Origin of the sequence: Pelomonas cellulosilytica, assembly GCF_021353265.1 — a bacterium.
GTDB classification, from domain to species: domain Bacteria; phylum Pseudomonadota; class Gammaproteobacteria; order Burkholderiales; family Burkholderiaceae_C; genus Pelomonas; species Pelomonas cellulosilytica.
In genome coordinates, this window is record NZ_JAJTWU010000006.1 from 1 (window position 1) to 25,183 (window position 25,183).

The 25,183-nt window shown below is 69.1% G+C and carries 18 protein-coding genes; all 18 read left to right on the top strand.

Features of this window, described 5'->3' with window-relative positions:
* The coding region (locus LXT13_RS15390) for a transposase (protein ID WP_233372849.1) at window positions 1–578 on the top strand (578 nt) is incomplete at its 5' end.
* 1,087 nt (window positions 579–1,665) lie between these two features.
* Complete coding sequence (locus LXT13_RS15395) at window positions 1,666–3,606, top strand: phage tail sheath C-terminal domain-containing protein (RefSeq protein ID WP_233372850.1); 1,941 nt, start codon at window positions 1,666–1,668, stop codon at window positions 3,604–3,606.
* A 45-nt stretch (window positions 3,607–3,651) separates the two neighbouring features.
* The gene (locus tag LXT13_RS15400) at window positions 3,652–4,173 is read left to right on the top strand and encodes a phage tail protein (protein WP_233372851.1); all 522 of its coding nucleotides are present in this window, start codon (window positions 3,652–3,654) and stop codon (window positions 4,171–4,173) included.
* Window positions 4,174–4,341: 168 nt separating this feature from the next.
* Window positions 4,342–4,938, top strand: a complete 597-nt coding sequence (locus tag LXT13_RS15405; RefSeq protein WP_233372852.1) for a hypothetical protein — start codon at window positions 4,342–4,344, stop codon at window positions 4,936–4,938.
* Window positions 4,935–5,807 (top strand): hypothetical protein, encoded by an 873-nt coding sequence (locus LXT13_RS15410; protein ID WP_233372853.1) that lies wholly within the window; start codon window positions 4,935–4,937, stop codon window positions 5,805–5,807. The genes LXT13_RS15405 and LXT13_RS15410 overlap by 4 nt, the downstream gene beginning before the upstream one ends.
* Window positions 5,808–5,822: 15 nt before the next feature.
* Window positions 5,823–7,007, top strand: a complete 1,185-nt coding sequence (locus LXT13_RS15415) for a Pvc16 family protein (protein WP_233372854.1) — start codon at window positions 5,823–5,825, stop codon at window positions 7,005–7,007.
* On the top strand, window positions 7,004–8,974 hold the full coding sequence (locus LXT13_RS15420) for an ATP-binding protein (RefSeq protein WP_233372855.1): 1,971 nt from the start codon (window positions 7,004–7,006) through the stop codon (window positions 8,972–8,974). Before LXT13_RS15415 ends, LXT13_RS15420 begins: the two co-directional genes overlap by 4 nt.
* On the top strand, window positions 8,971–9,207 hold the full coding sequence (locus tag LXT13_RS15425) for a hypothetical protein (RefSeq protein WP_233372856.1): 237 nt from the start codon (window positions 8,971–8,973) through the stop codon (window positions 9,205–9,207). Before LXT13_RS15420 ends, LXT13_RS15425 begins: the two co-directional genes overlap by 4 nt.
* Complete coding sequence (locus LXT13_RS15430) at window positions 9,185–9,841, top strand: hypothetical protein (protein WP_233372857.1); 657 nt, start codon at window positions 9,185–9,187, stop codon at window positions 9,839–9,841. The genes LXT13_RS15425 and LXT13_RS15430 overlap by 23 nt, the downstream gene beginning before the upstream one ends.
* Before the next feature lie 16 nt (window positions 9,842–9,857).
* Window positions 9,858–10,130: a LysM peptidoglycan-binding domain-containing protein gene (locus LXT13_RS15435; RefSeq protein ID WP_233372858.1), complete on the top strand. Its 273-nt coding sequence runs from the start codon at window positions 9,858–9,860 to the stop codon at window positions 10,128–10,130.
* Between the two features lie 5 nt (window positions 10,131–10,135).
* The gene (locus LXT13_RS15440; RefSeq protein ID WP_233372859.1) at window positions 10,136–11,284 is read left to right on the top strand and encodes a hypothetical protein; all 1,149 of its coding nucleotides are present in this window, start codon (window positions 10,136–10,138) and stop codon (window positions 11,282–11,284) included.
* Window positions 11,284–11,877, top strand: coding sequence for a phage baseplate assembly protein V (locus tag LXT13_RS15445; RefSeq protein WP_233372860.1), 594 nt, complete (start codon window positions 11,284–11,286; stop codon window positions 11,875–11,877). The genes LXT13_RS15440 and LXT13_RS15445 overlap by 1 nt, the downstream gene beginning before the upstream one ends.
* 106 nt (window positions 11,878–11,983) lie before the next feature.
* Window positions 11,984–12,313, top strand: coding sequence for a hypothetical protein (locus LXT13_RS15450; RefSeq protein ID WP_233372861.1), 330 nt, complete (start codon window positions 11,984–11,986; stop codon window positions 12,311–12,313).
* Window positions 12,314–12,315: 2 nt separating this feature from the next.
* Window positions 12,316–12,711, top strand: a complete 396-nt coding sequence (locus LXT13_RS15455) for a GPW/gp25 family protein (protein ID WP_233372862.1) — start codon at window positions 12,316–12,318, stop codon at window positions 12,709–12,711.
* Window positions 12,712–12,796: 85 nt separating this feature from the next.
* A complete protein-coding gene (locus tag LXT13_RS15460; RefSeq protein ID WP_233372863.1) occupies window positions 12,797–15,322 on the top strand; it encodes a baseplate J/gp47 family protein in 2,526 nt (841 codons plus the stop codon).
* Entirely contained in the window at window positions 15,322–17,973 is a 2,652-nt protein-coding gene (locus LXT13_RS15465) for a baseplate J/gp47 family protein (RefSeq protein ID WP_233372864.1), read from the top strand. Before LXT13_RS15460 ends, LXT13_RS15465 begins: the two co-directional genes overlap by 1 nt.
* On the top strand, window positions 17,970–20,303 hold the full coding sequence (locus LXT13_RS15470) for a phage tail protein (protein WP_233372865.1): 2,334 nt from the start codon (window positions 17,970–17,972) through the stop codon (window positions 20,301–20,303). Before LXT13_RS15465 ends, LXT13_RS15470 begins: the two co-directional genes overlap by 4 nt.
* 11 nt (window positions 20,304–20,314) lie before the next feature.
* Window positions 20,315–25,180 carry a hypothetical protein gene (locus tag LXT13_RS15475; protein WP_233372866.1) on the top strand — a complete coding sequence of 1,622 codons (4,866 nt, stop codon included), beginning with the start codon at window positions 20,315–20,317 and terminating at the stop codon, window positions 25,178–25,180.
* Window positions 25,181–25,183: the final 3 nt, after the last annotated feature.

Here is a 25,183-nt window from a genome sequence, read left to right on the forward strand (position 1 = left end):
GGCTCGTCGCGGCCAAGCTCGACCAGGTGCTGCTGCGCCGGGTCAACGTCCAGCTCGAAGGCCAGGGCCTGAAGGTCGCCGGCAGCCGCGGCGCGATCATCGATGCCACCATCATCGAGAGTGCGGCGCGGCCGAACCAGCATGTCAAAGTCGATGACGAGGGTCAGGCCGACGTGGTGGACAGCGCCGATGAAGAGGCGCGCTGGGTCAAGAAGGGCAACGAGGCCTTCTTCGGCTATCGCGGCTACAGCGCCGTGGACACCGAGGACGGTTATGTCGAACACGTCGAAGTGCACCCGTCCAACCAGTCCGAGGTGAACAAGCTGCCGGGCATCGTCGACGCGCTCATCGAGCAAGGCATCCAGCCTGAGGGCGTGCTGGCGGACAAGCGTTATGCCAGCGCGGCCAACCGTGAGTACCTCCAGGCCAAGGGCATCGGTGACCTGATCCAGTTCAAGGGCAGCCGGGGCCATCCGGTGCATCCGTTGCAGACCCAGATGAACCGGGCCATCGCCACGCTGCGCTACAAGGTTGAACAAGGCTTCGGCACGATGAAGCGGCGCTTCCGCCTGAGCTGAGCGAGGTACTTCGGGGTGGGCAAGACGCAGGCGCAGACGGCCTGGGCGGCGCTGGGCGTGAACCTGCTCAAGGCGATGAGGAAGCTGCAAAGCGGTCAGCTGCAGCCGTGTGCGGGAAGTAGTCCGTCCTGAGGGGCCAAAGGCCCCCGGGAGAGGGCTCGAAAGGCCTCAAAACGGCCCGAAAACCCGCTCTGGATTGCGCATCTTGAAATCAGCGTCATTTCCGGCCGCGGACGCTCGTCGTGACGTCAGTCGTGCAGCGGTCTCGGATCGCTGATCGCAGCCCAGTACGCGTGAGTACGCCATCCCCGGCACGCAGCGACGCCATCTCGGCGAGATGACCCACCTCGGCGAGCAGCGCTTGGTCGCGATGGCCACTGCTGCGAGCGGCGTGCTTAAGCGGCATTACCCCTAATCTGATGGCGTGAGGCCTCCTTCGCCGGGGTCTTCCAGAATCCCGTCGGCGGGCGCCTTGTTCAGCAATGGCGCTTTAGTGACATAGAGCGGCAGATGCCCCAGGCCTGGAGGTGACGCCACTGCGCGCTGTCTACGCTTCAAGCTCCTGACTCTCAGTGAACGGAGCTTCTGAGTAGTACACCGTCCCTACCGGTACCAGGCCTTGCCCGAGCGCGGCTACCCAGTCAGACATCACCACCGATTCCGGTTCCAAGAGTCCGAGCACGCCTGCCCATCCCTCCTGTGCCACGGACTCGACGCGATGCAGCCTGCTTAATCGTTGAGACCGGCGTCTGACAAGCGAAAGGCGTACGCACGACCGTCGTCACAGCCAACAATTTCAAGGGGCTTTGGTGACAAGGTGAAACACCTGGCGACGTCCGTCGCCTTATGGATGTGGGCTTTCGGGCCGAACAAGAGAATCTTTTCCAGCGCTTCGAAACCATTCGATAGCGCCAACGCTCGACGGCATCGAAACGAAGCCGGCGGAGCGCCCGGAACGCCGATGGCGCCGGGGCACGCAACTCAATGCCGACGACCGCCAGGTCGTCAACCTTGATGGATGAAGCCTGCGATGCATCGCGCGGCTCGCCATTCAGCTGCTTTCTTGGCCCGCTAGGAGAAACCGCTCATGATCCAGGTCAGCTATCCCGGTGTGTATGTGCAGGAGAAGTCCAGCGGCGTGCGCACCATCACCGGCGTCGCCACCTCCATTGCTGCGTTCATCGACGGCTTCCCTCGCGGCTTGCTCGATGAGGCCGTGCAGTGCCTGAGCTATGCCGACTTCGAGCGCGAGTTCGGCGGCATCAGCACGGACAGCCCGGCCAGCTACGGCGTCAAGCAGTTCTTTCAAAACGGTGGCGGTGAGTGCTGGGTGGTGCGGGTCAGCGACTCGGCCGCGGCGGCGACCGTGACCGTCTCCGACACCGCAGGCGGCGGTGGGACCGACCTTTTCAACGTCACCGCCGGCCGGCAGATGCGCGGGCTCAGTGCCCAGAACCCTGGCACCTGGGGCAACGGCGTGAGGCTGGACATCGACTACGACAGCTTCGATCCGTCGGCGCAATTCAACCTCACCGTGAGCGAGGTGGCGACGAGCAACGGCCGCACGCAGGTGCTGCGCAGCGAGAGCTTCCGCAACCTGACGATGCAGGCCGGCGCGCCGAACTTCGCGCTCGACGTGGTGAATGCCGGCTCGGCGATCGTGCAGTTGGATCGCAACGGCATCGCGACGGCGCTACCCACTGTTGCGCCCTTCCCCAGGCCGGCGGCCACGGGCACGCTGGGCACAACCGTCGCCGCGATTCCCGCGAGCCCGCTGCTGCTGAGCGTGGATGCGGGCGGCGGCGCGCGCGCCTTCAGCGTCGCCTACACCGGCTCGCCGGACCTGCCAACGCTGCGCCCGCTCATCGAAGCTGCGCTGCGCAGCGCCTCCGCTCTTGCCACCACCGACGCCGAGCGCGCGCTGATTGCCGGCGCGACGGTGAAGCTCGTAGGCTCGGTCGGCACCGGTTTCCGGCTCCAGTTCCTCGCGGGCCGCGGCGCCACCAGCTACCTGCCCGCGGCCACGCTGACGATGGGTGGCACCTCCGCCGCGGCACTGGGCCTGCCCGGCGCCACGAACGCGCAGCAGATCGCGCTGGCCGGCGGCACCGACGGCACGATGCCCGTCAACGCGCCTGAGCTCACCGGCACGCTGGCCGCGAAGACCGGCATCTATGCGCTGGAAGACGTTGACCTCGTGAACCTGCTGTGCATGCCACGCGTGGCCGACCTGCCGGCCACGAACATGAACGCCGTCTACTCCGAAGCCACGACGTACATCGCCAGCCGGCGCGGCTTCCTGCTGATTGACATCCCGGAGCAAACCGCGAGCCTCGACGCGATGCAGACGTGGATGTCGCAGAACGATTCACTGCGCAGCCGTGATGCTGCGGTGTACTTCCCGCGCACATTCGTGCCGGATCCTGTCAACGGCAACCGGCTGCGCAGCATCGCGTCCAGCGGTACGGTGGCCGGTCTCTACGGGCGCACCGACGCCACGCGGGGCGTTTGGAAGGCACCGGCCGGCACTGAGGCAAAGCTGGAGAACGTGCAATCGCTCGCCTACCTGCTGACGGACCTGCAGAACGGCGCGCTCAATCCGCTGGGGGTGAACTGCCTACGCACCTTCCCGGTCTACAGCCACATCTGCTGGGGCGCGCGCACGCTGGACGGCGCGGATCAGCTCGCCAGCGAGTGGAAGTACATCCCCATCCGGCGGCTCGCGCTCTACATCGAGGAGAGCCTGTTCCGCGGCACCAAATGGGTTGTGTTCGAGCCGAACGACGAGCCGCTTTGGGCGCAGATCCGGCTCAACGTCGGAGTGTTTATGCGGGGACTGTTCAACCAGGGCGCGTTCCAGGGCAGCACGCCCGCCGAGGCCTACTTCGTCAAGTGCGACAAGGAGACAACGACACAGGCCGACCGTAACGCCGGCATCGTCAACATCGAGGTGGGCTTCGCGCCGCTGAAGCCAGCCGAGTTCGTGGTGCTGACGATCCAGCAGATCGCCGGCGACCTGCAGGTCTGACACGCCTGACAACCCTGCCACCCCAACGCATTCCGGAGCAGCACCATGGCCAAAGGCTTCGTCGTCAACGTGAACCGCTACGACCCGTACAAAAACTTCAAGTTCCAGATCATGTGGGACGGCCGCATCGTCGTGGGCATCAGCAAATGCACGGCGCTCAAGCGCACGACCGAGGTGGTCAAGCACCGCGAGGGCGGAGACAACAGCACCGACCGCAAGTCTCCCGGCCGCACCACGTATGAGGCGATCACGCTGGAGCGAGGCGTCACGCACGACCCCGAGTTCGAGAAGTGGGCCAACCTCGTGCACCCACTGGACGATCCGTCCATGGATCTGAAGAGCTTCCGCAAGGACCTCGTGCTGCTGTTCAACAACGAGCGTGGGCTGACGGTGAAACGCTACAAGCTCTACCGCTGCTGGGTCAGCGAGTACCAGGCCATCCCGGACCTCGACGCCAATGCCAACGCGACCGCCATCGAGATGATGAAGCTGGAGCTGGAGGGCTGGGAGCGCGACGCCGACACGCCCGAGCCGGACGAAAGCGCTGCCGTGCCGGTGGCCGGATGAACCCCCATGGCGCCCATGCCTGCCTTGCGCCCTTTCGGGCAGCACGCGTGCGATCTCGAGCACGACTTCGCCTGCGATGACCGGCCCGCGCTGGTGACAGCATTGCTTGCCGCCGCAGCGCCTGCCGAGGACTGGTGGCAGGTGCCGCTGAGCCGCCGCATCGCCGCATTGCTGGACCTGGCGCTGCTCGCCCATGGCCTGCGTTCACTGGAGCTCACGCTGCGCTGCGGACAGCCCGACTGCGGCAAGCGCTTTGACATCGAGCTGCCCCAGATTGCCTGGGCACTGGACGACGACCTGCTGCCGCCGGTGACCGTGACGACCGAAGCCGGTCAGCCGCTCATGACGCTGCGCCGCCCAACCGGCGCCGACCTGCGCGCCTGCCGCGAGGACGCGATGACCACCCTGCTCGATGCCGCCCCCGCTACCGTTGCGCGTGCGTTGCTCGAGCGCTTGTGTCTGGCCGGCACGCCCGCTGAGGACGACGCGCCTCTCGCCGCCCAGGCGCTGTCCGAGGCCGATCCCTTGGTCGCCTTCAGCGTGCATTGCGCCTGCCCGGAATGCGGCACCGCGGATGACCACGCCATCGACCTCGAAGGTGTGGCATTGCATCAGCTGGCGTTGCGTCAGGCGGCGCTGGTGGACGAAGTGCACTGGTTTGCGTCGCGCTACGGGTGGAGCGAACGCGAAATCTTCGAGGTGCCGCCGTCGCGCCGGCGCCTGTATTTGCAGGCGATGGGCGCGAACGAGGAGCCGCTCACATGAAGGCGGGGACTGACTACTTCAGCGGAATGCTGCGATCAGCGGGCTTGTCGGGAACGACGCCCTTGCCGCAGGCGCCTGCCGCGACGAACGCGAACGACGTGTTCGACCCGATCGAGTCGGCGCAAGAAGCTGCACCAGCGGCGCCTATGTCAGCGCGGCCGACCGCTTTGGACACCGCTGCGGCGCAGGCGCAGGCGCAGACGCCGGCGCCGGCGCCGGCGCCGACCGGATTGCCTCCCGCACCGCCCCGTCGCGCCGAGCCGTCGCGTGATCCGTCTCCGGCAACGCTGGCGCGCGATCCATCACCTGCCGTACAGGCGGCGCTGCGCTGGATCGCGGCTGGTGAGCCCGCCAAGACCGCATCGACGAGCGAAGCACCCATGACGCCCGAAGCGCCGGAGATCACTTCGCAACGCGAAGCCGTGCATCCGACTTCGCATCGCGAGCCATCTGCAAAACCTGTCGCTCCCGAATCCCCGCCTGCGACGCAGCGCGTCGAGCCTCCACGGCGCGAACCGCCGCCTCGGCCTCATGCCCTCGAGTCCACGACACACGCGGTCGAGGCCTTTCCCCGCCCGGCTGTTCCGCCTCGCCACGCCGAAACACCCGCACGCACGCAGCAACTTCGCCCGACCGAAGCCTCGAAAGGCACGAGCCGCCAAACACCCGAGGTCCATATCGGCACGTTGCACGTCACGCTCGATGCCGCGACTGCCGCGCGCTTCGCCCCACCCCCGCCCGCGCCGCAGACCATGGCCGCTGCACCCGAAACGCCGCGGGCCTCGGAAGCGCCCTCGCCTACCCGAGGTAGCGGTGCGCACAGCGCCATCGGCAGCGGCCTGTCGCGCAGCCGGCTGCCGCGCTGGTAATCAAAGCCCTGCACCATGGCCGCCGCCGACACCTCCCGCGCCATCGGCTCCGTCACTTTGCTGCTGCGTGACCACCTGATCCGCCGGGGCTTCGACGTCAGCGTGGGCCGGCCTGAGGAGGCCGCGAGCAACAACGGCGGGCCGAAGCTCAACCTCTTCCTGTACGAAGTGGCCTTCGACGCGCACATGCGCAACGTCGAGTTGCGCCGGGGTGATCCGCCGCCCCTGTGGCTGATTCTCAAATACCTGCTGACCGCCTTCGACGAGAGCGAGGACAGCGACAGTGCCGCGGCGCACGAGCTGCTCGGCGGCGGGCTGTCTGTGCTGCAGGAGCTGAGCATCCTGCGGCTCGTCGCGCCGGTGATTCCTTCCGTGCAGGCGGCGCTGCAGGACAACCCCGAGGCGTTGACTCTCGGCTTTGACGAGGGCAGCGTCGACCTGCTCTCCAAGCTGATGCAGGGCGGCGACGAGCGCTACCGCCTTTCGATGGCCTTCCAGGTGAGGCCCGTCATGATCATTCCGCCGGGCCCCACCTCATCGAGCCTGCTGGTCGGCGTCGACTACACGACGGCGCCCAACACGGTCATCGGCATCGACGGCGTTTCCATCGACGTGGCGCCGACGATGGGCCCGGTGCTGGCGCGCGTGGCACCGGCGGCCTTCGAAGCCGGCACGACGATCGAGCTTTTCGGCGACAACCTGCACGGCGCCAACATCGAAGTCGCGCTCGGCGAACGGCAGCTCACGATCACGGACCGCCAGCCCGACCGCTTGCAGGTTACCGTCGAAGGTTCGCCCGGCACGCCCATCGCCGATGGCACTTCGCTCTCCGCCGGCGAGCTGGGCCTTACCGTACAGCGACGCCTCTCGCCGACGCGCGTGCGCTCCAGCAACGTGCAGCTGGCCAGGCTGCTACCCACTGTGGCGAGCGCCACGATGGTGGGCACGGACCTGCGCGTGACTGGCCGCCTGCTCGGCCACGGCCCCGCCGAGCCGAACACGGACGACGTGGTCGTCGTGCTGTTCAAGGACGACGGCTCGGTCCAGCGTCTGTTCGACGTGGTGGCCCCCGCCTCCACGCAAAGCCAGCTGACAGTGCCCGGTGTCGGCGCTGCCGGCTTGCCGGCCGGCACCTATCTCGTCATCGTCAAGGTCAACAACCAGCAGGCGCGTTTCAGCCCGCAGGTGGTGCTGCCATGAAGCCCGACCTGCCCATCGCTCTCACGCCCGCACTGGCCGTCGCCGATCCGATGGCCCGGCTGTGGCTGCGTCAGGCGATGCTGCGACTGCGGCGGGAGGTGGCCTGGCTGTGGCGTGAGCGGCAGCTGCAGGGCTACCCCAACGAGCGCGGCGAGCCGCTGCCGGTAATGCTGGACGCGGGTTTGGCGTCACTCGACCTGCAACGCTATGTGGACGACAAGGCCGCCTTCTTCGCGCAGGACCCGACCGCCCTGCACCTGAGCGAGCAGATCCACGCACAGCCGATGGTCGATGGCCCCACCGGTGCGTTCTCGTTCGCCGTCCATTCGCTTGCGCTGCAGCCGGTCGAGGCGTTTGTGCTGGCACTGGCGCTGCTGCCGGCCATCGACGCGGCGGCGGGCCCGGTCATTGCCACCGTGATGAATGAGTCGGGTCGCGGCGAGCCCAGCCTGGCGCTCGCACAGCGTCTGTGGGACGAGCCCGCCGCCGTACTCGCGTGCCTCGATGCCTCTCATGCGCTGTTCAGCCATGGCCTGATCGCGCCGGTCGATGGCTGGGCCGCGCCGCTGCGCATGCCGCCGCGGGTGGCGCGCGAACTGGCCCTCGGCACGCCGCGCGACATCTGCGCTGTGCCTCACCGCCGCGTCATCGCGCAGCTCGGCCATGCGGACTGCAGCGAGGCCGCCGGGCAGCCGCTGTGCCTTGCGCAACCCGAGGCGCTGCCAGCGCAGATGACGCAGGCCTGGCTACGCGGCGAGGCGCTGGTGCTGCCCCTGGCCGCGCTGGAGGCAGACGGGCACGGCCACGAAACGCTCCGGCTGCCGCTGCCGGCGCTGCCGCTCACGCTGGTCATCGGCACCGACGACCGCGCCGCGCTGCAGCGGCTCGCCGAACCGCCGGTGCTGACGCTCGAATCCCCACCTGCCAGCGTCGCCGAGCGCCTCGACGCCTGGCATCGCGCCCTGCCCGCCGCGGCCGGCGACCCGGCCCTGGCCGAGCTGGCGCGCCGCTGGCGCTGCGAGCCGCTACAGATCGCCAAAGTCGGCGCGGAGTTGTCTCGCCTGGGCCGCCCGCCGCGCAGCGACGAGCTGTTCGCCGCAGCGCGCCAGGCGCTGGACCTCGGCGCACTGGCCCAGCCGGTCACGCCGCGCTTCACGCTTGACGAGCTGATGCTGCCGCCTGCGCAGGCGCGGCAGGTGGACGAGCTCGTCAACGCGATGCTCAACCTCGGCCGCGTGCACCAGCACTGGGGCACCGCGCGTGCCTGGAACGAGGGCGGGCTGGCTGCCCTCTTTGCCGGCCCGCCGGGCACCGGCAAGACGATGGCGAGCGAAGCTATCGCCGACGCACTACAGCTGCCGCTCTTCCGCATCGATCTCTCGCAGGTGGTCAACAAGTACATCGGCGAGACCGAGAAGAACCTCAAGCGCCTCTTCGATGCGGCCGATGCCGCCGACGCGATCCTGTTCTTCGACGAGGCCGATTCGCTGTTCGGCAAGCGCAGCGAGGTGAAGGATGCGCACGACCGCTATGCCAACCTCGAGGTGAGCTACCTGCTGGAGCGCATGGAGCGCTTCAAGGGCCTGGCCATCCTCGCGACGAACCGGCGCAAGGACATCGACGAGGCGTTCCTGCGGCGGCTGCGCTTCGTCATCGAGTTCCCGCTGCCGGGGGCGGCCGAACGGCTGCGCATCTGGCGCAGCGTGATCCCGGCGGAGGTGGATGCGAGCGGGGTGGATTTCGAGTTCCTCGCGCAGCGCTTCCCAATCGCCGGCGGTCACATACGTGCCATCGTCTTCCATGCCTTCCTGCAGGCCGCCACCGCCGACGCACCGCGCGTGCTGACGATGCAGCAGCTCATTCCCGCGGTGCAACGCGAATACGAGAAGCTCGAACGCGCCTTCAGCCTCGACCAGTTCGGGCCACATGCCGCGCTGCTGGCGCCTAGCGCTGAGAGGCGGTCATGAAGCGCATCCACATCGAGCGGCTGGACCTCGACCTGCGCGGCATCGACCCGGCGCTCGCCGAGGCCGCCGTGCGGCTGCTGGGGCCGGCGCTCGAAGCGCGGCTTGGCGGCGTGACCGCCCCCCTGCCCGAGGGCCGCACGCCGCAGGTCCTGGCCAATCACCTGGCCGACCGTATCGCCGGCCGGCTACCTTCCACGGAGACCTTCCCCCATGCTGCGCGGCGCCCTGATTGAGTACGGTTCCGGCCTCATCGGCCCGATCCCCAACGTGGTGATCTTCCAGTACAACCCGGAGCAGCTGTCGCGCGCGCTGCAGGTGCCACCGCGGCCGAGCGGTGCCACGCAGCGGGAGACGACACAAGCGGGCGAGACCACCTTTGAGCGCATCACGCTGAAGGCCCAGTTCAGCGCAGTGAACCTGCTGGACGAGGACAAGGCGCTGGCCCGTCTCTTCGGCATCGGCCCGCAGCTCGCCGCGCTGGAGAAGATGGTGTTGCCCTCGACCAAGATCGCCGGCGCGATCGGCGCGGCGATCGATGCGATTGCTGGCGCGGTATCTCCGCCGTCGCCGCCAGCCCAGCCGATTCCGCGCGAGGCGTATCCGCGCATCCTCTTCATCTGGGGACCGACGCGCGTGCTGCCGGTGACGATCGACTCCATGACCATCGTCGAGCAGGAGTACGACTTCCTGCTCAACCCGATGCGCGCCGACGTGGACATCACGCTGTCAGTCATCGCCATTGACCAGTGCTCCGACGACATCGTCGCCAAGGGTGCACTCGAGTACTCGACGCTCGCCAAGGAAGCCATGGCGATCGCCAACCTCGCCAATACCGCCGAGCAGGTCGTCGACCTGATCCCGATCTGAACGAAGGAGACGCCGCATGTTTCTGCCCAACTCCCGCTATGCCCAGGTAGCCACGGTGACGACGACGCTCGCCACCGGCGAGACCGTCGTGGCGCTGAAGCGCCGGCAGCTCACGCCCGCCGCCGGGGCGCCGCGGTCGGTCGTCAGCGGTGATCGGCTCGACGTGATCGCTGACCAGCAGTACGCCGAGGCGACCTGGTTCTGGCACATCGCCGATGCCAACACCGACCTCGACAGCCGCGATCTCTTGGCCGAGCCCGGCGACACGCTCCACGTGCCTCAGGCCTGAACCCCATGGGCGCTGCGCAATTCCGCGTCTGGTTCGGCACCGTGCAGGCCAGCGCGGATGACCTCGACCGCATCGAGGAGATCGAGGTGACGCAGGAGCTCGACCGTTTCTGGGAGGCGCGCATCCGCATGACGATGTGCCTGGACGCGCAAGGCCGCTGGCAGCACCGGCCGGACACGCAGGCCGCGCCCTTTTCCCGCGTGCGCGTGGAGCTCGATCCAGGCAGCGGTAGCTTCGTGCCGCTGATCGACGGACCGGTCTCGCGCTTTGAGTCGCGGCTGGACTCTCAGCCGGGCCGCAGCACCGCCACGTTCGCGGTGCGGGACGACTCGGTGCTGCTCGACCGCGAGCACGGCACCGAGATCTTCCGCGACAAGACCGACAGTCAGGTCGCCGAGGAGCTACTGCGCAGCGTGCCGGCCATCGCCGACGTTCGCGCCGACCCGCCCACCAGCGCCACACACCCCATCACGACGCGTCGCGGCACGCGCCTCACGCTGCTTGCGCAGTTGGCGCATGCCAACGCACGCCGCGCCTACGTGCTGCCCGGCACGACGCCGGGCCAGAGCATCGGCTGCTTCCTGCCGGACCCTGAAGAGGCCGACCCCAGCCTGCCCACGCTCAAGTTGATCGGCGACGGCCGCAACCTCGCGGACGCAACCATCGAGGAAGACAGCGAATCGCCCGAGCGCAGCCAGGGCGCGACGCTTAGCCTGCAGAACGGCCATATCACCAGCTTCGAGAGCAGCGCGAGCGACCTGTCCATCAGCGGCGATGCGCCGGTCCTGCCGGATGACGACACTCCGTCCCGCTTGCTGCCGCCGGCCGATGCCCTGCGCGAGGACCTCACGGACGCCACCGAGCGACGCGCACGCGACGCTGCCTATGCGTTCAAGCTGACGAGCCGTGTCGTGCCCGGCTGCTATGCCGCCGTGCTGATTCCGTACCGCAAGGTGCGCGTGGAATGCGGCAGCACGCCTTACAGCGGCACTTACCTGCTGACGAAGGTGGTGCACACGATCACGCCGTCGGTCTGGACGCAGCACTTCGAGGCCCGCAGCGACGGGCGCACCACCGTGCCGGCGGCACCGGTGGTGGAGGCGCCGGGCGGCGGCCTGTCCGTTTCGTTCTCTGCCAGCGTGGGAGTCTTCTGATGGGCGCACTGACCGGCGACGTTCTCGAACGCAGCATTGAGCAGCTCACGCAGCACAGCGCGGGCCGCTTCTTCGGCAAGTTCCGTGGCACGGTGACGGACATCGACGACCCGGACGGACTGGGACGCATCATGGCGACGGTGCCTTCGGTGATGGGCGCCGACACGCCGGTCGGCTGGGCGCTGCCATCCTTTCCCTTCACTGGCGACGGGGCTGGCCACGTGATGCTGCCGGCCGTCGGCGCGATGGTGTGGATCGAGTTCGAGGCCGGCAACCTGGACTTCCCGATCTGGTCCGGTGGCTTCTTCGTCTCCGGCCAGCGTCCGACGCCCGACACCGCCGGCGCGCACGTCATCGTCACCCAGGGCGGGCACAAGCTCGTGCTGGACGACGACGGCGGCAGCATCAGCATCGAGCACGCGGGCGGCGCCAAGGTTGAGCTGACGTCGAGCGGCATCAAGCTCAGCCTCGGCGCCAGCACGATGGAAATGAGCGCCAGCGCCATCGACTTCAACAGCGGCATCGTGAAGATCGGCCCCGCCGGCGTCAGCCTCGCGGCCGGTGCGATGACGCTGGGAGTGCCGCCGACATGAGACATCCTGCGCCAGCACCATCGCGGACCGAACGCCAGGCCGCTCCCAGGCGGGCCCGCATCCCCTCGGGGGATCGCCCTACGCCCCCGTCGGGCGAGGGGTGGTCATGAGCTTCTTCCTCACCCCGGCCAGCTCGGTGATGTGCCCGCACGGCGGGCAGGCAGTGCTCTTCACGAGCAATACGCAGGCGCTGCTGCCCTCGGGGCCGGTGCTGCTGATGACGGACGTGCACCCGGTCGTCGGCTGCACCTTCGCACCCGGCGGCGTACCGCTGCCCTGCGTGACGATCCAGTGGCTGACGGGCTCCCTGCAGTCGACGATCAACGGCGTGCCAGCGCTGATGGACAACAGCGTGGGCCTGTGCCTGAACCCGAGCTCCGTGCCGCAGGGCACGGCGATCGTCGTGCAGACGCAGACTCAAGCCTCGGGACTTTGACTATGGCGAGCCCTCCTCTTCCCAACGGCCGGCACCTTGCCTTCCCGTTTCGCATCAGCAGCGACGGCCGCAGCGCGGCGCCGAAATCCGATGCGGACCAGGTGCGCGACGAGCTGCTGCAGCTGCTGCTGACGGCGCCGGGCGAGCGCTTGTTCCTACCCCAGTTCGGCGGCGGCGTGCGGCGCCTTGTATTCGAGCCGGCGTCGGACGTGCTGCGCGGCGTCGTCAAGGCGCGCATCACGAATGCGCTGTCGCGTTGGCTCGCCACCCGACTGACGGTGGAGCTCATCGACGTGACCTTTGACGATCCCGGTTCGCGGCTCGAGGTGATGGTCAAGTACCGGCCGGCCGGCTCCCCCGACTCGCGGGTCGTGAAGTTCCAGAGGAGCGGGGGATGAAGCGGGCCGAGCGCAGGGACGCTCCCAAGCCGGCTCGCATCCCCCCGATGGATCGGGTGATGTACACATCGAACGAGGGGCGGACATGACTGCCATCGTGTCGCAGGACTATGTCGACGACCGCGCGGATGCGCTGGCGGCGGCGAACCTCAATGGCCTGAAGCTCGCGTTGGTCAGCTTGCCGCCGGGGCCCGCGCCCGGACATGCCGACATCGACCTGCGCTTCTTCAACGGCCTCTTCGTCGCTTCAATCCTGGCCGAGATCACCGCCACGCCGACCCGCGCGGGCCAGATCTTTCGCATCCGCGGCGGCACGCGCGTGCCGGCGGGCACCCTGCCCGGCCAAGTCCGCTGCACCGCCGTCGTCGCCGGCTCCACGGCCGAACAGCTGTCGCTGCGCATTGAGCCCGTCGGCGACTACTCGACGTACACCATCGAGCTTGTCTGGGACGCTAGCCGCATCGACCCCTTCTTTTCCGGCATCGGCTTCCGCTTCCGCCCCGGCTGTTTCACCAACGACTGCGCACCGACGCTGCCCGGCCGGCCACTCGCACCCGGTCCGCGCATCGACTACCTCGCCAAGGACTACGACTCCTTCCGCCACACATTGATGGTGGCGATGGCTGAGCGCGTGCCCGGCTGGCGCAGCACCAGCGAGGCGGACCTCGACCAGGTGCTGATCGACCTCTTCGCCGCCGCGGGCGACGAGATCAGCGACTTCCAGGATCGCGTCAGCGCCGAGGCCTATCTCGCGACAGCGCGCCAGCGCGTCTCGCTCGCCCGCCATGCGCGGCTAATGGACTACCACGTCAACGAGGGCCACCAGGCCAGCACCTGGCTCGGCGTTATCGTCTCTCCCGGGCAGGCACCCTTCAGACTCGACAGCCAGCAGCTCGTCTGCTGGACCGGTGCCGCCACGCCGCTGGCGGACGAGTCGGTGTTCTTCGCCAGCCGCGACCACTGGTTGCCGGCTGCGCGGCGGCAGCGCCTGGATCCGCTTGTCAACGAGCTGCACCTGCATACCTGGCGCGGCGCCCAGCCGGCACTGCGCGCCGGCAGCACCAGCGCCGACGTGACGACCGCCAGCGCCACAAAGCTCGAAGCCGACACGCTGCGCGACCTCGTCCAGACCGGCGCGCTGCCCCGCTTGTTGATCGCCGAGGTGCTGAACCCGCGCACCGGCCAGCAACCCGGTCGCGATGCACGCAAGCGGCAGCTGCTGCGCCTCGTGCCTGGCGCCACCGGCATGCTGGCGGCGCGCACGATCCACGATCCGCTCACCAACACCTTCCTCGTGCGCCTGTGGTGGCAAGAAGCGGACGCGCTGCGCCAGGACTACTGCTTCACCACCGTCTGCAACGGCACGCCGGTGGACAACATCTCGGTATTCCACGGCAACCTGCTGCCCATGCATGCGGGCGAACCGATGGCGGTGTTCTTCCATGAGCCCGGCTCCGCACTGCCGGCCGAGACCGCCGAAGTGAAGCAACGCCACTTCCAGCGCGGCACGCGCCACGGCGGCTTCGACTGGGTGCTCGCAGCGCTGCCGGTGCGCCCCAACGGCTTCGAGGCGCCTCTCGCCTACCTGCCGACACCACGCGGCGGCGAGATTCCCGCGAAGTCAACGCTGCGCGTGGAAGTGACGGTGCCGCTGGGCGGCACGGACGTTTGGGACGAAGTCGAGTCGCTCGTCCACAGCGACGACAATGCGGAGCTGGGTGACCAGTTCATTGTCGAGACGGACGAGCGCCGGCACACGGTGCTTCGCTTCGGCAACGGCACGAACGGACAGCTGCTGCCCGAGGGCGCCGTCATCCACGCGCAGTACCAGACTGGTACCGGCGTTGAAGGCAACATCGGCTCAGACCAGCTCATCTTTGCGCGAGGGCTCACCGGCAGCCTGAGCGGCGCCATACAGCGCGTGTGGAACCCGTTCGACGTCAGCGACGGGCGCGCCCCTGAGACGCCCGACAAGATCCGCCGCAACGCGCCCGAGGCCTACCGCTCGCGGCAGTTGCGAGCCGTCACGCTGGCCGACTACGTCCGCCGCGCCGAAGAGGTGGATGGCGTCTCGCGCGCCGTGGCCCGCTATGCCTGGACCGGCTCCTGGCGCACCGTGCGCGTAACCATCGACCCGGCCGGCACCACCGCCTTCGACGACGCGCTTCGCCAGCGCGTGGCCGACCATCTCGAGTCCGTACGGCTGATCGGCGAAGACCTGGAGCTACGACCGCCGCGCTTTGTGCCGCTGGACGTGCGCATCGTCGTCTGCCTGGCCCCCGAGTTCTGGCGGGAGGACCTGCGCTTCATCCTCGACCAGGAGTTCGGCACCCGCTACACGTCGGATGGCCGCCGCGGCTTCTTCCATCCGGACCACTGGACGTTTGGCCAGGCGCTGCACCGCAGCCAGCTCGAGGGCCGGCTGCAGCAGGTGCCGGGCGTCGCGCACGTGGTGTCCATCACGATGAAGCGTTTCAACGCGCCGACACCGGGTCTGCCAGGCATGGAGGCGCTGGAGATGGCCTTCGACGAGGTCGTGCTACTGGCCAACGACCCGGATCACCTCGAACGCGGCCTGATCCGCTTCGAGCTCCGCGGCGGGAGAGTCTGATGGCTTGCCAACCCTTCATCGCCGACGACTTTCTATTCCCCCGACCGGCGAACAACCGCCCGGCGCTGCCGCACATTGCCTACCGGATCGGCCGGTACGGCGATTTCTACGAGCAGATGCTGCGCCACATCGATGCCGCGGAGCCGCTGCTCGCCTTCACCCACCGAGAGCCGGACGACCCGGCCATCGCGCTGCTGCAAGGCGCGGCGATCGTTGGCGACATCCTCAGCTTCTACCAGGAGCACTACGCCAACGAGGCTTACCTGCGCACTGCGCAATGGCGCGACAGCGTGGCCGACCTGGTGCGCCTGACCGGCTATCGGCTGGCACCCGGACTGGGCGGGCGGGCGACGCTGGCCATCGAGGTGCGCGGCACCGCGCCGGTGACGGTCCGCGCCGGCTGGCCCGTCAAAGCCGACCTGGCGGACGTGCCCGATCAGGCCGACTTCCGGACGGTCGAGGAGCTCGTCGCCCAGCCCGCGCTCAGCCGCTTCCACCTGTACCGCCGCCGCATTGCCCAGCCGCTGCTGGCGGCGGGCGGCACGCACCTGGAACTGTCTGCCAGCGCGCAGCCCGCCGCACAGTTGAAGAAGGGCGACCGGCTGCTGCTGATGTCCGACGAGTCGATGTACAGCAGCGGCGGCGCAAGCTGGACGCCGCAGAAGGCGCCGCAGATCGTCACCATCGCGACCGTCACGCCGCACCTGGACCGCGTGCGTATCGAACTGGAACACGGCCCGAGCGAAGGCTGGACAGCGCCACTGCGCGCCGTGCGCATCGGCCGCACGCTGCGCCACTTCGGCCACAACGCGCCCGCCACCGTGACGACGCCCATCACCGGCAGTGGCGGCGCCATCACCGGCAGCTCCAGCGCCGCGACGCGCTTCGAGCGCTACATCTACGCCTTCGAGTCTACGTACTACTTCGGCGACGCCTACACGACGCTCGACTGGACTGAAATGCCGCTGGACGTGGAGGCGCCGGACCTCGCCGCCGGCCGGCGGGTGATCGTCCAGGGCCGCATCCATTTCGACGGGCAGCCGACACCGGTGCCGTTCGCGGTCACGAAGACGATCACTGCCACGCGCGCCGGCACTGTGCGCTGGGGCAACCTGCAGGGTGCATCCACAGTGCTGACGCTCGACTCGAACCTGATCGTCAACGGCAACATCCACTACGAGATGGCCGACATCCGGGACCTGCGATTTCTGGAAATCACGAGCCCCGAGCTGAGCCTGACGCCGCCCACCGACCATGCCACCGGCGACTTCACCAGCGGCACCGCGGCACTGCTCTTCTACGGCACCGCCGCCGAGGTGCAACAGATGGGCGGGCGCCGGCTGTGGCTCGCCGCGCCGGACGGGCGCAACGTCGAACTCGTCTGCACCAACACGTCGGCGGACTTCGCCTTCGCCGCCTTCCTCGGCGCGAGCGTCGCAAGCATGTGGCCGCTCTCCTTCGACCGCCCGCCACTGCCTTTCACCCAGCAGGACTTCGACGAAGACACTGTCACCGTCACCGTCTACGGCAACCTCGTCGACGCGACGCAGGGCAAAGCCGAGGCGGATGCCACCCTAGGCAACGGCGACGCGACGCAGGCCTTCCAGACCTTCACGCTGCCCAAGTCACCGTTGACCTACGACCTGGCGCCGGATGGCACGCTGCGGCCGGCGCTCCAGGTGTGGGTCGGCGGTCGCCTGTGGACGCAGGTAGACGCCCTCTTCGGCGCTGGGCCGACAGACGAGGTCTACATCGTTCGAGAGGACGCGGACGGCCGCAGCCATGTGCAGTTCGGCGACGGCGAAACCGGCGCGCGCCTGCCGAGCGGCGTCGGTAACGTGGTCGCGCGCTACCGCAGCGGCAACGGCGCTCGCGGCCCGATGAAGCCGGGTGCGGTGCCGTCCGCGCCGGAGCGGCCGGCCGGGTTCGACAAGGTGAACCTCGCCGGCATCGTGAGCGGCGGCGCTGATCCCGAAGACGCCAGCAAGGCCCGCGAAGCCGCGCCGGGCAAGGTGCAGAGCCTCGGCCGCATCGTCAGCCTGCGCGACGTGGAAACAGAGGTGCTTTCGATCGCCGGTGTCGTCGCCGCCGCGGCCGCGTGGGACCTGGACGGCGGTGTGCCGGCGGTAATGCTGCGGGTGCTGCTGCGGGCCGGGCGCGAGGACGAATTCGCCGCGGTACGCGCCGCTGTCGTCCATGCGCTGCGCTGCCGCGGGCCTAACCGCTGGCCCGTGGTGATCGAGCAGGCGGTGCTGCGCTACGTGTGGCTCGACCTCGCCTACGCCCGTGACCCGACCTACCCGGCCGCCGACGTGGCCGCCGCCATCCGCACCGAACTCGGCCTGGCAGAGGACGAGAGCCATCGCACCGGGCTCTTCAGCCTGTCCGCGCGCCGCCTCGGCGAGCGCGAATACGCCAGCCGCATCGAAGGCCGCGTGCAGAACGTACCCGGCGTGCTCTGGTGCCGGGTGGTGGCGGACGGTCTGCTGGCTGGTGGTGTGCAGCCTGCCCCCGCCAAGCTCCAGGCACCGCTGCCGCCGCGCCCTCGCATCGCCACGCTGCGTTGCGCCGCCAGGGAGTTGCTGCAACTCAGCGGCCACCACCTGACCCTCACGGAAAGCGCCGAGCCGAGCGCAGGAGAGTGCGCATGAGCCGCCGCAGCGTCCCGCTCTTCGACCGCCTGCCGGAGATCTACCGCGTCCGCGATGCGGAGCAGTCGCCGCCGGACCAGCTCAAGGCCTACCTCGGCGCTGTCGAGGACGTGTTCGGCGCGCTGCATGACGACGTGGCGCAGCGCTACGAAGACCTGTTCATCGACACCTGCGCCGACTGGGTGGTGCCCTACATCGCCGACCTGCTCGGCACCAGCCACCTGAAGGGTGACTCGCGCACGCTGCGCGCCGACGTGGCCGACACCATCGCGTTGCGCCGCCGCAAGGGCACGCTGGGCGCGATCGAGCGGCTGGCCGTCAACCTCACCGGCTGGGCCTGCCGCGCCGTGGAGATGCGCGAGAACCTCGGCTGGACGCAGCATCTCAACCACCAACGGCCCGACGCTGGTGGTCTGCCGCCCTACAGCGATGCGCGCCTCACGACGCTCGGCCACCGCATAACGCCGCGCGGCGGCACGGTGCCCATCCGCGCCCCGGCGGCGCTTGCGCTGCTCGGCACGCCATTCGACACCTTCGCCTATACGGCGGACGTGAAGCCCCACCTCGTCAACGGCAGCGTCGACCATGCGCGGCACATCAACCTGCCAGACCTCGTCGTCTTTCTCTGGCGCCTGGCGGCCTACCGCCTGCGCCTCGTGCGGCCGCTGGCCAAGGGCGCGACGGACCTCGGCGCGGCCACCCCGGTCGGCCTCGCGCGGTTCTGCATCCGGCTGGACCTGCATCCGCTGGACCTGCCGGTGATCCTGTTCAACACCAGCCGCCCCGGCTTCCTGCAGGCCGACGGCGGCACGCCGCTGACCGAGCCCGACGCCGTGCCCGGCCCGCTGCTCGATGCGCGCCTCACGAGCGGCAGCGAAGCGGGCCACCCCGAGGACTACATCGCCGTCGGCTTCTTCGACGACGCGGCGACGCCGCCGACCGGCTTCGACCTGGCCGACACCGGGCTGAACCTGTTCCTGCCGCTGTCCGGGCAGCCGGTGTTCTCGACGACCGACTGGCGCTTCCGCGGCGACAACCTCTGTGCCTGGGAGACGGGCCTGCGCCGACCGCTGGCCGACGGCGAGATCGTGATCGACGGGCGCATCGGCCGGCTGCTGATCGGCGTGGGCAATGCAGCGCAGCGGGATGCGCTCGTCGATGCGGCGGGCACGACAGCACGCGTCTACGCGAGCTTCACCTATGGCGCGTCTGGCCCGGTTGGCGCACACCCCATCAGCCGCGCGCCGGTCGATGGACTCAGCGGCCTCACGGTCCGGCATGCGAGTGCGATGCCGGGCGGCCCCTCGCTGCAAAGCCAGCTGGGCGGCCTAGACACCGCAACTCAGCCGGTGCTCGTGCAAATCGACGACAGTCTCGTCCACGAGCTGGATCTCTCGGCCATCCCGGGCACCGTCGTCGACGGCGGCTTCGCGCTGCAGCTCGCGCAGTCGCTGACGATCCGCGCAGCGGACGGCCACCGGCCGATCATCATGCTGCGAAGGCCCCTGGCCTTCCGCCCGGTCGACGCGTCCGCGGCCACCATCGTCGGTCCGGCTGTGCGCTTCGAGGGGGTGATGATCGCGCCGGCCGCCAGCGGCTACCCGGCCGGTGCGCCGCTGGTGAGCCGCGCCGCCGTCACGAGCCTCGCCTTCGTCGGATGCACGCTGTTCCCGGGCGGCCATTCACTGCGCAACGGCACACGCGCACCGATGCAACCGGCGCTGGGCCTGCGCAACGGCTATGGCTTCATCGCTCCGGCCGACGAAGCCGCCTTCGTGCCGACGCCGCACATCGTGCTGCAGCGCTGCATCACCGGCGCACTGGCCATCGATGAGCGCTACCGGCTCGACCTACAGGACTGCATCGTCGACGCCGACAGGGGCCTGGCCATCGGCAATCCGGTCGATCCGGCCAACGGCTGGAGCTGCGCGCTGGACTTCTCCGGCCTCACCGTCTTCGGCCATGTCCGCACGGCAGCGGTGGGTGGCAGCGGCGGCATCTTCACGCAACCTTTCTCGGTCTTGGACAACCAGCATGGCTGCCTCAAGTTCTGCAGCTTCAGGGATGGCGCCAACCGGCTGCCGGCCAACCATTTCTGCGTGCGCGCGCCAGACGCGGCGCAGCGCTTCACCGCCGTGCGCTTCAACGCGCCGGGCTACGGCCAGCTCGCCTTCGGCGCCGACCTGCGCATCCGCACGGTCGGCCCCGGTGACGACGCGATGGGCGCCTTCGGCTTCCTGCTCGAAGCGCACAAGTGGATCAACCTGAACACCCGCCTGGCGGAGTTCATGCCGATCGGCATCCGGCCCCTGACCGTGCCGATTACCTAGGAGTTCCTGCCATGCAAGGCGATTTCTCTGCCCTCAAGTTTGACCCGCACGAGAACGAACGGCCTGTTGGCGCGCCCGCGCTCGGGGTGCTGCGCAATGTCAACGGTGTGCTGCACCAGCAAGGCCGAGTCAGCACCGATGCGGACTTCAGCGAAGGCGAGCTGCTCGATCTCGGCTGGCAGGTGCAGGCGGGGCGCGACATCATCGGCGCGGGCGTCTGCGCCGTGCCGGCGGACGATGCGAGCGGATTTGAAGTGACCTCTGCGTTCGTCACGGGCGGCGCGGTGCACGTGAAGCTGCTGCCGGGGCATGCCTGGGCGGACGGCATCCTGGTCCAACTCGCGGGCACAGGCTCCGGCGCCGTCGAGCGCATGGCGGACTACCTCGGCCCACCGGTCGCCTCACCGCAGCCGGGCGTCGACAGCCTGGGCGAAGGCGTGCGCGATGCGGTCATCCTGGAAGTCTCCGAGGAATCGCTGAATGCCTTCCAGTACCCGCAAGCATTGCTCGAGCCCGCGCTGGGCGGCCCGGACACCAGCGAACGCGCCTACGTCAACATGCGGCTGCGCCTGCTGCGCCTGGCTGACGGCGAAGACTGCACCAACATCCGCGGCAAGCTACTGGATGACCCGGCCGCGAAGGGTCGACTGACGGCGACGCTCACACCTACCGTCGCGCTCGGTGGCGACTGCCCCGTCGTGGGCGGCGGCGGCTACACCGGCTTCGAGCACGCGCTGTACCGCATCGAGATCGCCGACACGGCGGGCATCGGGCGCTTCAAGTGGAGCCGCTTCAACGGCGGCCTGTGCGGGCGCGGTCGCTTCGATGCGACGGTAAACCCGGCCACGATCACGATCGACGCCGGCCTGCCCGCCATCCTCTACAGCGGCCTCGCCAGCTTCTACCTGGAGGCGCTGCAGTACAACGAACTCGCCGGCCAATGGCGCGTGATCTACGGCAGCCACGCGACGCTCGGTGCGGACAACTCGCTCACGCTCGCCGCGCCTGCCGTGTTCGGCACGCTGCCGGCAACGACCGATCCGGTCTTCTTCCGCCTCTGGGATGGGCTCGAAGACATCGCCGCCTTCACCAACGCGCTGAGCCCGGTGGAACTGCGTGACGGCATCCGCCTGGTGTTCGATGCGGAAACACCCGGCAACTACCGGCCCGGCGACTACTGGACGTTCCCGCTGCGCGCCGGCGAGATCGGCAACCCCGACGTGCTGGTGGACGACGCGCCGCCCACCGGCATCGTCTACCACCGCGTGCCGCTGGCTGAGATTGAATGGACGGGCCGGCTGAACACCGACATCAGCGGCACCATCGAAGACTGCCGCAAGCGCTTTCGCCCGCTCACCAACCAGAAGCTGTGCTGCAGCTTCCTGATCGGCGATGGCGTTTCGAGCTTCGGCGACTTCAACTCGTTGGAACAGGCCGCCGCGCAGTTGCCGAAGGCCGGCGGCGAGTTGTGCCTGCTGCCCGGTATCCACCGCACGAACCTGAAGCTGGACGGCCGCGTCAACGTGACCATCCACGGCTGCGGCCGGCGCACGCTGGTGCTGCCACGCGAAGCGACGCCGGCGGACCCGCTGCTGCAGTTCACCGACTGCACGGGCATCCACGTGCACGGACTGGACATGGCGACCTACGACGGGATCGGCATCCTGCTCGTCGGACGCCGCGACGGCAGTTGCAAGGAGATCGAGCTGAACCAGCTGCGCATGGTGGCGCGCGTGCACTGCATCCGCGCGGACGACGCGGCCGAGCTGCACATCCACGACAACCGGCTGCACCTGCTGGACACCATCGCCGGGCTGACCACCGTCTCGCTCGCCGCGGACGACAGCCTGGTCGAGCGCAACACGCTGGTCCTGCTCCCGTTCGTCGAGCGGCCCAACGACCCCGGCCAGCCGGACGACGATCCGACCCGCGACCCGGCCGACCCTTGCGCACGGCCGACCATCCTGTACCGCTTCCCGAGGCTGGTGTTGGAGTACCTGCACAGGGTGTGGAGCCTAGGCCTGGCCACGCTACTGCTGCCGCAGCCACCGTACCGGGCGCTGGGCGGCATCCACCTGCGGGCCGGCTGCGAGCGCGTGCGGCTGCTGGAGAACCACGTGGTGGGCGGTGCGGGCAACGGCATCGTCCTCGGCGGCGACCTCGATCCGCCGCTCCCACCGCCCCCCATCCTGCTGAACGTGGCCCTGAGCGAGGGGCAGACGCGCGCGGCGCTGAACCGCGCCGACGGGGGCGCGGGCGAAGACGCGCCGGTCGCCGTCAATGTCGACACCACGAGCCTATTCCTCGCCCTCGTGCAGGACGAGCAAGGTGTGCCGCAGCCCGATGTGGATGTGTATCTCGAAGCGTCGGACACGCAGCTCTCCACCAACGCCGCCAGCAAGCCGCGCACGGCGGCGGGCACCATCTTCAGCGACCGCACCGACGCAGACGGTATGGCCAGCGTCAAGGCCGCACCCGGCCGTGCACTGCTGACGGTGGCCCCGAGCTGGCGCATCGTGAGCGTCAAGGAAGCGCGCGACCAGGGCGTGCTCAGCCATGCCGTGACCGTGGTGCCGCGCGCAGCCGCGCGCATTGGCAAGACGCAGGCTTTCCTGCACACGATCTCGATCGAGGGCAACGTTGTCGAGCAAATGGGGCTCTCGGGCATCGGCTTTGCGCTGCGGGCCAACGCATCGCTCACCTCCGCGGCAGGCGCCACGCTGAGCATGAACGATGCAAAGTCCAACCTGATCACGCTAGTCGACAACGCGCTTGGCGCGCTGGCGCTGACGCCGTTGCTGCGCGCCACGCACCCGGTGCGCGACCTGGAGATCCGCTGCAACCGCCTCGTGCACAACCTGCGTACGCCCTTCACTGAGGACATGCTCGCACAGGCGCAGCAGATCGGGCGCGGCGGGATTTCGCTGGCCATCGTGGACGGCGCAGCCATCAGCGACAACCACATCGAGGACAACGGCGTCAACGCGATCGACCCGGCCTGCGGCATCTTCATCGGCTGGGGCAATGACGTCGACATCGGCGGCAACGTGGTCGCGGCCAACGGTGCCATCACGGCGGACTACGAACAACGCCGCCGCGGCGGCCTGCGCGGCGGCATCTACGTACGCTTCAGCGGCGCGCTGACGAACCAGCTCTCCACGTCCACCGGCCGCAAGGCGGCGCTACGCCTGCACGACAACCGGGTCGACCAGCCCGCAGGACGCGCTTTGACGGCCTTCGCCTTCGGGCCGGTGTCGGTCGTGTCCAACCACCTGAGCAGCGCCTACACGGGCCGCTTCGGCATCATCGACAGCGCCATCGGCGGCGTGCTGCTGCTCAACCTCGGTGGCATCCACCGGCTGATCGCCCGCCTGGCCGGCGGCAAGATCGACAACGACCGCAGCTTCGTCAACCGCGCCGAGACCGCCCTGCCCGGTGGCGAGACGATCTACGACGACAACTTCGTACGGGTGGACGCGGTCAACCGCTCGATGATGGCTCAGGCGCTGCTGTGCCTGGACGACCTAGGCTACTCCAGCAACACCAGCGCCGCCTACTGCGCCGACCCGTTCTTCCTGAACACCGCGCTGGTGGCCGACACGCTGCGTGTCACCGGCGGCCGGCTGCGCGAGGCTGCGACGCGCACGCTCTCGATGCTGAGTCTGGCAATGCGGGCCAACATCACGTCCCAGAACCAGGCCGACCATTGCATCTTCGCCCTGCCGGCCAGCAGCTCCACGCATGTGCCGCGCACGGTGGACGTGCCGAACCACGTGTTCGACTCGACCTTCTGCCGCAACGCGGCGGGGGCGAACCAGCCGATTGGCGTCTTCGCCGCGCCGGCGCTCAACGCCTATGCCGCGGACCTCGGCGGCACCGTCGCCGCTGATGCCTTCGAAGCGGACGAGGTCGCCACGCTCAGTAAACGCTACGCCGGCAACGGCATGGTGCAGGTCAACACCACCCAGGTGGCGATGACGCAGCGCTACCAGCTCGAAGCGAAGCGGATGGAAGCGAAGCTGGGCGCTGGGCATCCGACGACGGTGGCGCTGAAGGCGCGCGTCGAGGCCGCAGTCGGCGCGCAGTCGCTGCTCGCCACGGGCGCTGAAGCCGTTGCCGCCGCTACGCCCACACGGCCGGACGGCGGCAGTACCCTCAGCGGGCGCCTCGTCAACTCCAAAGGCCAGGGCTTGGGCGGTTACTCGGTCGAGCTAGTCGTCAGCACACCCGGTGCCGCGGGCTCAATGATGGTCGGGCGGACGGATGCCACCGGTGGCTTCGCCATCGCCTTCGATGCCAACACCACGGCGCAGTTGCAGCAGCTCGGCAAGCTCCGGCCGCGCGTGCTGGATGCCAATGCGAAGGAAGTGCTGCTCGGGCCCGCCCCCGTGACGGTCTCGCCCGGCGCCGACGTGCAGATCACATTGACCCTGCCGCTGCGCATCGTGCCACGCTCGGTGGTGCTCGATGGAACGGTGATCTACGGTACGGGAACACCGCCGCCGCCGCCGCCGTCTCCGGCACCCACGCCATCCCCGACACCCACACCCACACCCACACCCACACCCACACCCACACCCACACCCACACCCACACCATCCCCGACGCCCACACCCACGCCGCCGTCTCCCCCGCCATCCCCGCAGATCCGGACCGCGCTGGAGAAGCTGGACATCGGCGACGAGCAGCGCAAGCAGCTCCGCGCGGGCGGCATCGTGGACGTGGAAGGCATCGTCGAGGCCGGTCAGGACAAGCTGGCCAAGATCTTCGGCAACGCTGACGTGGCCAAGCGCGTGCTGACGCTGGCAACGGCGCTGTTGAAAGACCGTGCCCCGCAGCCCCGCCCGGCGCTGAAGAAGGGCCGGCGCGCCAAGTAGCCG